The organism is Clostridium sp., assembly GCF_050717545.1.
Taxonomy (GTDB): domain Bacteria; phylum Bacillota; class Clostridia; order Clostridiales; family Clostridiaceae; genus Clostridium_AD.
Genome location: NZ_JBOITN010000029.1, coordinates 148,400 through 160,801, shown reverse-complemented (window position 1 = coordinate 160,801; position 12,402 = coordinate 148,400). Strand labels below are relative to the sequence as shown.

At 31.9% G+C, this 12,402-nt stretch carries 15 protein-coding genes; 5 read left to right on the top strand and 10 right to left on the bottom strand.

The window, feature by feature from the left end; all coding sequences use genetic code 11:
* Positions 1-132: 132 nt before the first annotated feature.
* Both ACREVX_RS07845 and glpK read left to right on the top strand, forming a co-directional pair.
* Entirely contained in the window at positions 133-501 is a 369-nt protein-coding gene (locus ACREVX_RS07845; RefSeq protein WP_431543617.1) for a DUF1667 domain-containing protein, read from the top strand.
* A gap of 122 nt (positions 502-623) precedes the next feature.
* Positions 624-2,114 (top strand): glycerol kinase GlpK, encoded by a 1,491-nt coding sequence (gene glpK, locus ACREVX_RS07840; protein ID WP_431543616.1) that lies wholly within the window; start codon positions 624-626, stop codon positions 2,112-2,114.
* A 61-nt stretch (positions 2,115-2,175) separates the two neighbouring features.
* Here the strand turns inward: glpK and hisE are convergent, their stop codons facing one another.
* The 9 genes from hisE to ACREVX_RS07795 form a co-directional block, all read right to left on the bottom strand.
* Positions 2,176-2,499: a phosphoribosyl-ATP diphosphatase gene (gene hisE / locus ACREVX_RS07835; protein WP_431543615.1), complete on the bottom strand. Its 324-nt coding sequence runs from the start codon at positions 2,497-2,499 to the stop codon at positions 2,176-2,178.
* A 21-nt stretch (positions 2,500-2,520) separates the two neighbouring features.
* The gene (hisI, locus tag ACREVX_RS07830; protein ID WP_431543614.1) at positions 2,521-2,865 is read right to left on the bottom strand and encodes a phosphoribosyl-AMP cyclohydrolase; all 345 of its coding nucleotides are present in this window, start codon (positions 2,863-2,865) and stop codon (positions 2,521-2,523) included.
* A 64-nt stretch (positions 2,866-2,929) separates the two neighbouring features.
* Complete coding sequence (gene hisF, locus ACREVX_RS07825) at positions 2,930-3,691, bottom strand: imidazole glycerol phosphate synthase subunit HisF (RefSeq protein WP_431543613.1); 762 nt, start codon at positions 3,689-3,691, stop codon at positions 2,930-2,932.
* Between the two features lies 1 nt (position 3,692).
* Positions 3,693-4,409 carry a 1-(5-phosphoribosyl)-5-[(5-phosphoribosylamino)methylideneamino]imidazole-4-carboxamide isomerase gene (gene hisA, locus ACREVX_RS07820; protein WP_431543612.1) on the bottom strand — a complete coding sequence of 239 codons (717 nt, stop codon included), beginning with the start codon at positions 4,407-4,409 and terminating at the stop codon, positions 3,693-3,695.
* The gene (gene hisH, locus ACREVX_RS07815) at positions 4,409-5,011 is read right to left on the bottom strand and encodes an imidazole glycerol phosphate synthase subunit HisH (RefSeq protein ID WP_431543611.1); all 603 of its coding nucleotides are present in this window, start codon (positions 5,009-5,011) and stop codon (positions 4,409-4,411) included. The genes hisA and hisH overlap by 1 nt, the downstream gene beginning before the upstream one ends.
* An 11-nt stretch (positions 5,012-5,022) precedes the next feature.
* Entirely contained in the window at positions 5,023-5,613 is a 591-nt protein-coding gene (hisB, locus tag ACREVX_RS07810; RefSeq protein WP_431543609.1) for an imidazoleglycerol-phosphate dehydratase HisB, read from the bottom strand.
* Between the two features lie 36 nt (positions 5,614-5,649).
* Positions 5,650-6,942, bottom strand: coding sequence for a histidinol dehydrogenase (gene hisD / locus ACREVX_RS07805; RefSeq protein WP_431543608.1), 1,293 nt, complete (start codon positions 6,940-6,942; stop codon positions 5,650-5,652).
* On the bottom strand, positions 6,939-7,589 hold the full coding sequence (hisG, locus tag ACREVX_RS07800) for an ATP phosphoribosyltransferase (RefSeq protein WP_431543607.1): 651 nt from the start codon (positions 7,587-7,589) through the stop codon (positions 6,939-6,941). The genes hisD and hisG overlap by 4 nt, the downstream gene beginning before the upstream one ends.
* The gene (locus ACREVX_RS07795) at positions 7,589-8,881 is read right to left on the bottom strand and encodes an ATP phosphoribosyltransferase regulatory subunit (RefSeq protein WP_431543606.1); all 1,293 of its coding nucleotides are present in this window, start codon (positions 8,879-8,881) and stop codon (positions 7,589-7,591) included. Before ACREVX_RS07795 ends, hisG begins: the two co-directional genes overlap by 1 nt.
* 469 nt (positions 8,882-9,350) lie before the next feature.
* On the opposite strand from ACREVX_RS07795, the gene ACREVX_RS07790 reads away from it, so the two are divergent.
* The 3 genes from ACREVX_RS07790 to ACREVX_RS07780 all read left to right on the top strand — a co-directional run bounded on the left by ACREVX_RS07790 (position 9,351) and on the right by ACREVX_RS07780 (position 11,901).
* Complete coding sequence (locus ACREVX_RS07790) at positions 9,351-9,992, top strand: pentapeptide repeat-containing protein (RefSeq protein WP_431543605.1); 642 nt, start codon at positions 9,351-9,353, stop codon at positions 9,990-9,992.
* Between the two features lie 45 nt (positions 9,993-10,037).
* The gene (locus ACREVX_RS07785) at positions 10,038-11,096 is read left to right on the top strand and encodes a metal-dependent hydrolase (protein WP_431543604.1); all 1,059 of its coding nucleotides are present in this window, start codon (positions 10,038-10,040) and stop codon (positions 11,094-11,096) included.
* A gap of 79 nt (positions 11,097-11,175) precedes the next feature.
* The gene (locus ACREVX_RS07780; RefSeq protein ID WP_431543603.1) at positions 11,176-11,901 is read left to right on the top strand and encodes a phosphatase; all 726 of its coding nucleotides are present in this window, start codon (positions 11,176-11,178) and stop codon (positions 11,899-11,901) included.
* A gap of 79 nt (positions 11,902-11,980) precedes the next feature.
* Here the strand turns inward: ACREVX_RS07780 and ACREVX_RS07775 are convergent, their stop codons facing one another.
* Positions 11,981-12,319: a hypothetical protein gene (locus tag ACREVX_RS07775; RefSeq protein WP_431543602.1), complete on the bottom strand. Its 339-nt coding sequence runs from the start codon at positions 12,317-12,319 to the stop codon at positions 11,981-11,983.
* Positions 12,320-12,402: the final 83 nt, after the last annotated feature.

The following is a 12,402-nucleotide window of genomic DNA, read 5'->3' as shown; positions in this document are numbered from 1 at the left end:
TCGCGAAATGCATTTAAAGAAGAAAATACTAACCCCTGGTGAAATGGAAAGCGTTAAACTTACTAAAGCAATTTTTGATAAATATAGTGACTGCACTAAAATTACTATAAAAGTAGAAAAGGAGTAGAGATTATGAGCATAAAAGAATTGACCTGTATTGGATGCCCCGTAGGTTGCGCTCTTGAAGTAGAGCTTGATGGTGATAAAGTAATAAAAGTAACAGGGAATACTTGTAAGATTGGTGAAAACTATGGAAAAAAAGAATGCACCAATCCAACAAGAGTAGTTACTTCGTCAGTTTTAGTAACAGGCGGTGATATTACGGTGCTCCCTGTCAAAACTGAATCAGATATTCCCAAAAGTATGATTTGTGATTGCGTAAAAGCATTGAAAAGTGTTATAGTTAATGCACCTATACTTATCGGTGATGTAATACTCAAAAATGTACTAGGAACCGGAGTAGATATTATAGCAACTAAGAATGTAAATAAAGCAGACTAATATTCCCCTTAATGAATTAGTTAGATAAAATTTCACGATATTATTTAATATATATGTAATATCGTGTTTTTATAAACTTTGAGTAAACGGTTACTAATAAATTAATAAGGAGTGTATAAATTATGCCTCAGTATGTAATTGCACTAGATCAAGGAACTACAAGTTCAAGATGCATCTTATTTAATAAAGAAGGATTAATAGCAAGTGTAGCTCAAAAAGAATTCACTCAAATATACCCTAAACCAGGTTGGGTTGAGCATGATCCTATGGAAATATGGGCAACCCAATTAGGTGTAACGCAAGAAGCTATGGCGAAAATTGGAGCTACAGCTCAAGATATATCCGCTCTTGGAATTACAAATCAAAGAGAAACTACAGTTGTCTGGAATAAACATACTGGAGTTCCTGTATATAACGCTATTGTATGGCAGTGCAGAAGAACAGCAGCTACATGTGATGAATTAAAGGCTGAAAACTTTGATAAAGTAGTACAATCTAAAACAGGCCTTATACTCGATGCATATTTTTCTGGAACAAAAGTAAAATGGATACTTGATAATGTAGCTGGGGCAAGAGCTGAAGCTGATAAAGGAAATTTATTGTTTGGAACTATAGATACCTGGCTAATATGGAAGTTAACAAAAGGCAAGGTTCATGTAACCGATTATACTAATGCTTCTCGAACAATGTTATATAACATTCATGAACTTAAATGGGATGACGAAATACTTAGCACTTTAAATATTCCTAAATCAATGCTTGCAGAGGTTAAACCATCAAGCTATGTTTATGGTTACACTGATGCTTCAATATTTGGATCTCAAATAGCAATAGCTGGAGCCGCAGGGGATCAACAAGCAGCGTTGTTTGGACAAACTTGTTACCAAGCTGGAACTGCTAAAAACACTTATGGTACTGGTTGCTTCTTATTAATGAACACTGGTGAAAAGGCAATAGATTCGCACAATGGCTTACTTACAACAATAGCATATGGTATCGATGGAAAAATCAACTATGCTCTAGAAGGAAGCGTATTTGTTGCTGGTGCTGCTATTCAATGGTTAAGAGATGAATTAAGAATGATTAAAAGCGCTCCTGACTCAGAAGAATATGCTACTGATGTTGATAGTACAGATGGAGTATATATGGTACCAGCTTTTGTTGGACTTGGTGCACCCTACTGGGATCCATATGCAAGAGGCACAATAGTTGGTTTAACTCGTGGAACTAAGAAGGAACACTTTATAAGGGCAGCACTAGAATCAATAGCATATCAGACAAATGACGTGTTAAAGGCTATGCAAGAGGATTCTGGTATTATACTCAAATCATTAAAGGTTGATGGTGGTGCATGTGCAAATAACTTTTTAATGCAATTCCAATCAGATATATTAGATGTTCAAGTTGACAGACCAGAAGTTATTGAAACAACAGCTTTAGGTGCCGCATACCTGGCAGGCTTGGCAGTAGGATACTGGAAAGATCAAGAAGAAATTTCGAAAAATTGGGCACTTTCAAGATCTTTCGATTCAAAAATGGGAGAAGAAAAGAGAGTAGAACTCTTAAAAGGATGGCATAAAGCTGTTGGTAGATCAAGGGACTGGGAAAAATAATTTTAGGCACTATGATATTTATCCTTAAAAAAAACATCTGCGTTGCAGATGCTTTTTTTGTTTATTTTTCTTCTCTCTTAGGTTTTTTGTTGCATATCTTTTCGCGTCTAGTTTCAAGTTCGTTTGCGACATCCTCTATTTTTATACCCTTTGCCACCATAAGTACTAAAGTGTGATAAAACAAGTCTGATATTTCTCCAACAGTTTCATTAGCATCACTGTTTTTGCTACTAATTATTACTTCCGCACTTTCTTCTCCAACTTTTTTAAGAATTTTATCAATCCCTTGTTCAAACAAATAACTAGTGTATGAACCCTCTATAGGATTTTCTTTTCTATCCTCTATTACTTTATAAAGCTGCTGAACTATATTATTTTGACTCATTTTACATTTCCCCTTTTATATTTATTTTTTTTCACCATCACTTTTTTTCATTAAAATATCTCTATAAAAACAACTTCTATTCCCAGTATGACATGCTGCTCCAACTTGCTCTACCTGAACAAGAAGTGTATCACCATCACAATCAAAACTTATTTTTTTAACATGTTGAAAATGTCCTGATGTTTCACCTTTATTCCATAACTTCTTCCTAGACCTACTCCAAAACCAAGTTGTTTTAGTTTCCATAGTTTTCTTAAATGATTCTTCATTCATGTATGCAAGCATCAAAACTTCTCCGCTCCACTCATCTTGCACTATAGCAGGTACTAATCCATTGTTAAATTGTATTTCATTTATATCATCCACGTTTTTCACCACATTTCTTTATTTATTATAATAATTACATTGTAATATTTAAATTATAATATATCTATATCCTAATTTCTACACCTTTATCTTTAAGATAGACTTTTACCTCTTTTATTGATAGTTCTTTATAATGAAATAAAGAAGCAGCAAGAGCTGCATCTGCTCCACTTTCCTCAAAAACGTTATAAAAGTCCTCTATTTTTCCACAACCACCTGATGCAATAACTGGAATATTTACAATATCCGTAATTGCATTTATAAACTCTATATCATACCCTTGTTTTGTTCCATCCGCATCCATACTTGTTAAAAGTATTTCACCTGCTCCTAAATCTTCTACTTTTTTCGCCCATTTTACTGCATCTAGTCCAGTATTTATTCTTCCACCATTTATAACTACATGCCACCCTAACCCATCATCATTTTTTTTACCGTCTATTGCAACTACAACGCATTGGCTTCCGTATTTTTTTGCAGCCTGGGTTATAAGGTCAGGACTTCGAATAGCCGCAGAATTTACAGATATCTTATCTGCCCCAGCTCTGAGAATTTCTTTAAAATCCTCTATAGTCTTAACCCCTCCCCCTACTGTAAGAGGAATAAACACCTTTTGGGCAGTCCTTTTTATAACATCTATCATTGTTTTTCTACCATCATGAGTTGCAGTTATATCTAGAAAAACAATTTCATCTGCTCCCTCTTTGTTATAAAACTCTGCAATTTCTACGGGGTCTCCTACATCTGTTAAGTTAATAAAGTTTATTCCTTTCATTACACGGCCCATAGTTACATCTAAACATGGAATAATCCTTTTAGTAAGCATGTTAACCTCTCCCTTCAAGTATCGCTTGCTCAAGGGATATATTGCCACTGTAAAGTGCTTTCCCTATAATTGCTCCGTATATGTTCATTTTCTTAAGTTTCTTAATATCTTCAATACATTTCATACCGCCTGATGCAATAATATCACAAGTAACCTCATCATTCATTTTACCCGTTGCTTCAAAATTAGGTCCGCTCAAAGTTCCATCACGGCTTATATCAGTGAAAATTATTGTTTTAATTCCTATACTCTCCATTTGTTTTGCAAAATCTATGTATTCTACTTTACTGCTTTTTTGCCAACCTTCTACAGCTACAAATCCATCTCTTGCATCTATTCCAATTGCAATTTTATCTCCATACTTTTTCACTGCTTCTTTTACTAGTGAAGGATTATTTAAGGCAGCAGTGCCAAGTATTACCCTACTTAAACCTTTATCAATAAGCATATCAATAGTATCTAAACTTCGAATTCCACCACCAAGCTGAATAGGGATTTTTAAATCATTTATAATTTTATCAATACTATTCAAATTTTCAATAGATCCTTTTAAAGCTCCATCTAGATCTACCATATGTAAATATTCTGCGCCCTTATTCATAAAGTTTAGGGCAGTTTGAAGTGGATCTTCTCCCACAACTTTAGCTGACATAAATTCACCTTGAAAAAGTCTAACACATTTCCCACCTTTTAAATCTATTGCTGGAAATATCTTCATTATATAACCTCCACAAAGTTTTTGAGTAATTTTTGCCCAAATTCGCCACTTTTCTCTGGATGAAACTGCATACCGAATATATTACCGTGGCTTACAATCGCAGGTATCTTTTTCTCATACATGCTATAAGCATTAGTAATACCTTCCTCACAATTTACAACATAATAAGAATGAACAAAATATACATACTCATTTTCTTCTATTCCTTTTAGAAGTGGCGAAGGAGTTTCAAAAGATAAACTATTCCATCCCATATGGGGAATTTTTATAGAACCTTCTAGTTTTATTATGTTTCCTTTTAATAATCCTAGTCCTTCACATTTTTCAACTTCATCACTTTCTTCAAAAAAAAGCTGCATTCCAAGGCATATACCAAGAATTGGTTTTCCTTCTTTCGCTGCTGCTTTAATTACCCTATCTAGCCCCGAAACCTTCATATTCTTCATTGCATCCGGAAAAGCACCTACTCCTGGAACGATAATACTTCTGCACTTTGATATAACCCCTGCATCTGATGAAATGATTGATTTAATATTCATAGAATTAAGTGCATTTTGAACGCTATTTAAATTTCCAACACCGTAATCAACTATACCTATCATAGTTTTCCTCCTTATAAAGATCCTTTTGTAGATAATACTCCTTTTATCCTTTTATCATAAGTTAATGCTTCACTTAATGCTTTTCCTAAAGCTTTGAACAAAGCCTCCACCATATGATGATTGTTTTTTCCGTAAATTACTCTTGCATGAAGTGTTATTCCACCGTTTGTTGCAATAGCCCTAAAAAATTCCTCAACCATTTCACAATCGAAACCTCCAATTTTATCTACAGTAAACTCAGCATCAAATACAAGATAGGCTCTACCGCTTAAATCTAGTGATACAGTGGCCAATGTTTCATCCATAGGTACAAAACTAGTGCCATAACGTTTTATTCCCTCTTTACCCTTTAGTGCCTCTTTAATAGCCATTCCAATTACTATTCCAACATCCTCAATTGTATGATGAGAATCTACGAATAAATCTCCTACAGCCTTAACATATAGATCTAATAGTCCATGTTTTGCAAAAAGGTTTAACATATGATCAAAGAAACCAATTCCTGTATCACCTTCATAATTTCCAGAACCATCTAAGTTTATATGGGCTTCTATATTTGTTTCATTACTTTCTCTGAGTATTTTCGCTTGTCTTTCTATCATATATATATCTCCTTTTTTTATAGGATATTTGTATTTTTATTTAAACCTCACTTTAATCGAATTCCCGTGAGCAGAAAGCCCTTCAACTTCTGTTAACTTTATAACCTGTTTTTCAACCCCTCTGAGGGCTTCTTTAGTATAGTATATATAACTAGATTTTTTAATAAAGTCATCTACTGATAATGGTGAAAAGAATTTTGCAGTTCCACTAGTTGGAAGAACATGATTCGGGCCTGCTACATAATCACCTAAAGGTTCTGGTGCATATTCACCTAAAAATATAGAACCTGCATTTTTTATATCTCCTAGATAATTAAACGGCTGGCGAACCATTAGTTCAAGATGTTCTGGCGCAATTTTATTTGCAAGGTCTATAGACTCTTTTATATCCTGCGTTATTAAGATAACTCCATATTTATTTAAAGATTCTTTAATTATCTCGCGTCTACTCATATCCTTTATCTGGATTTCAAGCTCACGCACTACCTTATCTGCAAATTCTCTTGAAGTTGTTATAAGCATTGCTGACGCAAGAACATCATGTTCTGCTTGAGACATTAAATCTGCTGCAATAAACTTTTCATTTGCAAACTCATCTGCAATAATTAATATTTCACTAGGACCTGCAATCATATCTATAGCAACAAACCCAAATACACTTTTCTTTGCCATAGCAACGTAAATATTCCCTGGTCCTACTATTTTATCAACTTTAGAAATCTTTTGTGTTCCATATGCAAGTGCTGCAATTGCCTGCGCACCACCTACTTTGTATATTTTATCAACGCCTGCTATATCCGCCGCTACAAGAATATGAGGATTAATACTTCCATCCTTAAGAGGAGGTGTTACCATAACTAAATTCTCAACACCTGCAACCTTTGCTGGAATTGCATTCATAATAACTGATGATGGATATGATGCTGTGCCACCAGGTACATATATCCCAACACTTTCAAGGCCTCTTACGGTTTGGCCTAAAATAACGCCCTTTTCTTTTGTCATCATCCAAGCGTTTCTCTTTTGCTTTTCATGGAATTCTAAAACATTTTTTTTCGCAAGCGTTATTGCTTCTAAAAAATCCTGATCTACTATTTTATATGCATCTTTAATTTCTTCTGATGTTACAATAATATTTTTATCCGTAACAAGTTCACTATCAAATCTTTGAGTGTATTCTATTATAGCATCATCGCCTCTAGCCTTTACATCTGCTAAGATTTTGTCAACTACTATGCTTACATCCTTTTGCAGCTCCTCTGATCGTTTCTTTAGAAATTCTATATATTCTTTTCCTTCATTACTATTTGCCTTCGTAATTTTTATCACAACGATGTCACCTCATTTTCATCCACATATTGTTGAACCTTTAATATTAATTTACTTATCTTTTCTTTTTTCATCTTCATACTGGCTCTATTTACAATCATTCTTGCACTAATATCACATATTTTCTCTATTATAATCAATCCATTTTCTTTTAAAGTATCTCCCGTCTCTACCAAATCTACAATGGCATCAGATAACTCGAGTATTGGAGCAAGTTCCACCGACCCATCAAGTTTAATAATTTCCACATCTTCATTGTTTTTCTTGAAGTACTCTTTAGCTACCGCTGGGTATTTTGTAGCTATCTTTTTACGATTATATCCATCATAACTTTTAAAACTTGGTAATGCTGCCACAGCAAACATACATTTTCCAACTTTTAAATCCACTACTTCATAAAATTCTTTGTTCTGTTCCATTAAAGTATCTTTGCCAACAATTCCAATATCTGCAGCTCCATGTTCTACATAAGTTAAAACATCTGTAGACTTAACTAGTACAAATTCTATATTGTTTTTTTCATCTTTAAGAATTAGTTTTCTGCCTTTGTTTCTAAGCTCTGTGCAGTCTATACCGATTCCTTCAAACATTGAAACAGCATATTTTTCTAATCTTCCTTTTGTTAATGCTATCCGTATTGCTTTCATTATTTTTCCTCCAAATCATTAATAGTTCCATCTAAACTATTTATAAATTCCTCAAAACTTGCTATATAACTTTTTTTACTTATTATATTTGTTATTTCAACTTTTTCATTTTCTGATATACACATCATTTTATCTATGTTTTTTTTCTGCGCATAAGCTACTGTTTTCTCTTTTTCTTCAAATAAACTTAACTCAGTTGTAAAACCTTTATTACGAATTTTCGTTGCAAGATTGTATGCACCTTCTATTAATGAATCTTCATAATGAATAATAAATTTCTCAGGAGCTACCTTATTGTTGCGCCCTTGTTTTTCTAGAACTGATAATATATTATCTACTTCTATTGCAAATCCAACAGCAGGCATAGATGCACCAAACTTTGAGATTAAATTATCATATCTGCCACCACTAATAATTGTAGTTCCAACTTCACTACTGTATCCTCTAAATGTTATGCCTGTATAATAGTCTATGTGTTGTACCATTCCTAAATCAATTGAAATATATTCACCAAGACCTACACTTTCTATTCTCTTATATATTTTTTCTATTGTGTCTATGGCCCCTAATGCTCTTTTATTTTGAGTTAATATTCTTGCCTTTGTAAGCACTTCAATACCACCAAATAGCTCAGGCAATTTTTTTAATGCCTCTACATTTTTTAATCCAAGTATACCTTGCTTATCCTGTATGAATTCTCGGAGTGCACCAAAGTTTTTATTTTCAACAAGCCCTCTTAATCTTTCCATTTCGCTTTCTGTAAGTTCTATATCTTCAACAAGTCCTTTGAAAAACTCTGCTTGACCAATTTCAAGCTCAAATTTTTGTACCCCTATAGCTATAAGTTCCTTAATTGCAGTTATAATTACTTCTGCATCGGCCTTTGGGCTTTCACTTCCTATTATCTCAATTCCTGATTGGGTCATTTCACTGACCTTCCCATTCCAATTTTCATTTATTCTAAATATATTTCCACTGTAACATATCCGAAGAGGAAACGCAGAATCTCTAAGTTTTGTAGCAGTAATTCTTGCTATAGGCATTGTCATATCTGGCCTTAAAACCAATATTCTTCCTGAATTATCAAAAAGCTTATACATTTTTTCTTGCTCTATTGATACATCCTCTCCCTGAAAAACATCATAAAATTCTAGTGTTGGAGACAACACCTCTAAATAACCTGCATCTATATTTAATTTCCTAAGTGTATCTATAATCTTAATTTTATTATTACAATCCTCAAAAAGTATATCTCTTGAACCTTCTGGTATATGCCTTTTCCAATTACTCAAAATTCCATTCCTCCAGTTTTAATTTATTACTTTAATACTTTAATACTTTATCACTGTAAACCAATAATGTAATAAAAGGTTACCATTTTTTTTTAAGAAAGTCAATAGTTAATGATTTTTTAAATCATTAACCAATTATATCATGCAATTCTATGTAGCTCTACATAAAAAAACTTTGTAACAATATATATCCAGCATATTGATATCTAAAAATCATTATGCTACTATTTTTGAAATTATGATTAATGCATTAATTGTTTAACGACATTTCAGCTCAGCAGGGGATGATTTAATTATGTGATTTATAATTATAGATAAAATCCAATAAATTATTGACTTTGGGTAAGATTTTGTATATCATTTAATATGAATATGAAAACTTCTAACCTCTTTTAAAATTGGTTAGGAGTTTTTTAAGGTTTATTAATTTAAGGAAGGCAAATAAATGTATTTGCCGTGGAGGTTAAAAATGGGTAAAAATCAAAGTGTTAAAGGTAATTTTATATACAACAATATAGAGAAACTAGATAAAAACTTTATGTATAAAAATCTTGAGAGAAGCAATTGCTATAATTGTGAGTTTTCTGGTTCTAATTTTAATTTTGTAAATTTTAGAGGTGCACATTTTAAATCCTGTGTTTTTTATGAATGCACATTTAAATGGGCAGAATTTATTGGTACCAACTTAAAAGGCAGTGATTTCGAAAAAGCTATATTTGAAAACACTTTATTTGATTCTGTAAATTTAGAAGGTGCCGATTTTAAAGATGCTCAGTTTAAAAACACAATATTTCTTTCAACTGATATTACGAAAGCTATTAATCTTAATGTTAAAAATCCAGGCATTAAAATTTACGATGAAATGCCATTATTAGAAATAAGCAAGGATCTTGAAACAGCTGTTATTAATGTAATGAAGAACAAATATGTAAAAGCTGCAAGAGTTCTTGATACAAAAAATGGTGGCATTAACGTAATAAATCTAATGATATTATTAGAAAATTTTGACGAACTTACTTTAATTAATGGTTTAAACATAGTGCAAGATGAACTTAATTGTGATTTTCACACATTAAGTTATATAGTAAAATATTTAAATAACAATATGTAATTAATTTTTCAAAAATGACATTAGATGAGGTAAGGAGTACATAAGATGAATGGGCGATCACATCAAAAAATAGCAATGTTATCATATGCAATTGTAGCAACAATACCTGCTATTAATTCAATGATAATTTTCAACAATAGATATATACGTATTCCAATGGGGATAACCCTTATGGGCCTTGGGGCTGCAGCTGTTTCAGGACTTATTGTTGATGCAGACAGTCAAAATAGTATGATAAGTCAAATTAACCCCCTTACAAGCGCTAGTACTAAAGTAATAAATAATATAGGGGATTTACTAAGGCTTTTATTAAGATTATTGTTGGGGCTTGGGTCCTGCGCACTAATTTTATGGTACATAACCCCTATTACAAATTGGTTAACATCAATAAAATATATAGGTGAATTTTCTCATATTTATTCTTATGAGAATATCCACCTATATGCTAAGGTATTTACATATTTCCTATCTCTGATTTTTTTGATTTTAGGACTAACAAATGAACGAATTTATAAAAAAATTCCCATAATTGGTTCTGTATACAGAAAATTATCTAAATCAATAAGTAAAAGCTCACATAATTTTAAAAGGATAACTTTGATGTTAACATATGTTATTGTAAGTATTATATTAGCAATTTATAACTACACTAATATAAACGATATTTATGTATACCTTATATGTATTTTGTTAATTTGCATTGCCGCTTTTCCCCATAGATCATTTTTACATTCAATTGAAGGTGTTATTGTTTTTACTATTTCAGCATCATATGTGTTTGACAAGTTAGGTCAAAAATATTTAACAGGGTGTTTTTTTATAGGCTATATAAGCCATATATATTGGGCTGATATATTTACTAAGGAAGGAGTACCATTTCTTTCACTTCCAAGATTTATAGCACAGGCATTAAAAAAATTAGGATTTCGTAATATATTTGTTATAACCCTAGAAAAAATCGGAAAGTTAAAACTTAGATTGCCACCACATATCAGCACTGGCTCTGAATATGGAAATTTGTTTGAAGTAATATATATTTTATTTTTATTTACAGTAGCTATAATAGGTTTCCTTGTTTATGGAGTAGACTTTAGATTAATTTAGTTAAATCATATTACGCACAAACATAAATTTAGGTATACAATTAAACATATACAAATGAAATAGTTAAAGGAGAGATTACATGAATTTTGTTTCTGATTTACATACACATACTATCGTAAGTGGACACGCATATAGTACTTTACTTGAGAATGCTAAATATGCTAGTGACATAGGTCTTAAAATACTGGGAATTACAGATCATGGTCCTAATATGCCAGGAGCTCCTAACCCTTGGTATTTTGGCAATTTAAAAGTTCTGCCAAGAGAATTGTTCGGTGTTAAAATGCTTTATGGATGTGAATCTAATATAATTGATTATGAAGGAAATCTTGATATCGAAGTGGAAAGGCAACAACTTCTTGATATAATGATAGTTAGTTTGCATGAACCTTTAATGGAGGGCGGAGGTGACATTGACTTAAATACTAATGCCATACTTAAAACTATGGATAATCCTTCTGTTAATATTTTAGGACATATCGGCAACCCAAGATTTCCTATACATGAAGAACTAATTGTAAAAAAAGCAAAAGAAAAAAATATATTAATAGAAATAAACAACAGTTCTTTTCTAACTTCAAGAATAGGTAGCGACATAAATTGTACTAGAATAGCAAAACTTTGCAAGGAATTTGATGTTAAAATTATTGTTAATAGTGATGCTCATTTCTGTTATTCCATAGGAAATTTCGCTGCTGTAGAACAAATGCTTAAAGATATCGATATGCCAGAAGAACTTATTGTTAATACAGATGAAGAAAGATTAATAAACTTCCTTAAACAAAAAGGCAAAAATATACAATAAATTCATATAGATATTTATAATTTAATATACTAAAGCCCACATTGAACATTACTTCAATGTGGGCTTTAAAACTTATATTTTACTTCTTTTCCTCATTTTCTTTATATTCCTCATCTTCTAAGTCCTCAAGTGCCTTTTCCATTGCAACCCCTACATCACCTACAGATTTCACATCAGTTTTTAAAACTGTTTGCTTTATTTCATCCGAGTTGTTATCTGTCTCTTCATTAACATTATTTGCATTGTTAATAATAATATTTTCTATTTCATCCATACATTTCCTAGCTACTATACCTGCAATTATCCCCCCAACTGCAAGCCCGATTACAGTAAAAATTATAACATTATCAGCAGAATTGTTTTTTTGTTTCCTTCTTTTACGTTTTATGTTTTTTGACAATTGGTCTAAATAACTCATGTTAACCCTCCTAAATATAATAAACATTTATATTACTTATTCTATTGTTTCCCACTTATCATAAAAAAATACTATTCCTATAC

Excerpts from the sequence above, each read along its gene's own strand:
- hisA (WP_431543612.1), bottom strand. The coding sequence starts at position 4,409 with ATGAAGATATTTCCAGCAATAGATTTAAAAGGTGGGAAATGTGTTAGA.
- ACREVX_RS07845 (WP_431543617.1), top strand. The coding sequence starts at position 133 with ATGAGCATAAAAGAATTGACCTGTATTGGATGCCCCGTAGGTTGCGCT.
- hisF (WP_431543613.1), bottom strand. The coding sequence starts at position 3,691 with ATGCTTACTAAAAGGATTATTCCATGTTTAGATGTAACTATGGGCCGT.
- hisB (WP_431543609.1), bottom strand. The coding sequence starts at position 5,613 with ATGATAGAAAGACAAGCGAAAATACTCAGAGAAAGTAATGAAACAAAT.
- ACREVX_RS07785 (WP_431543604.1), top strand. The coding sequence starts at position 10,038 with ATGAATGGGCGATCACATCAAAAAATAGCAATGTTATCATATGCAATT.
- hisG (WP_431543607.1), bottom strand. The coding sequence starts at position 7,589 with ATGAAAGCAATACGGATAGCATTAACAAAAGGAAGATTAGAAAAATAT.
- hisE (WP_431543615.1), bottom strand. The coding sequence starts at position 2,499 with ATGAGTCAAAATAATATAGTTCAGCAGCTTTATAAAGTAATAGAGGAT.
- glpK (WP_431543616.1), top strand. The coding sequence starts at position 624 with ATGCCTCAGTATGTAATTGCACTAGATCAAGGAACTACAAGTTCAAGA.
- ACREVX_RS07790 (WP_431543605.1), top strand. The coding sequence starts at position 9,351 with ATGGGTAAAAATCAAAGTGTTAAAGGTAATTTTATATACAACAATATA.
- ACREVX_RS07775 (WP_431543602.1), bottom strand. The coding sequence starts at position 12,319 with ATGAGTTATTTAGACCAATTGTCAAAAAACATAAAACGTAAAAGAAGG.
- ACREVX_RS07780 (WP_431543603.1), top strand. The coding sequence starts at position 11,176 with ATGAATTTTGTTTCTGATTTACATACACATACTATCGTAAGTGGACAC.
- hisH (WP_431543611.1), bottom strand. The coding sequence starts at position 5,011 with ATGATAGGTATAGTTGATTACGGTGTTGGAAATTTAAATAGCGTTCAA.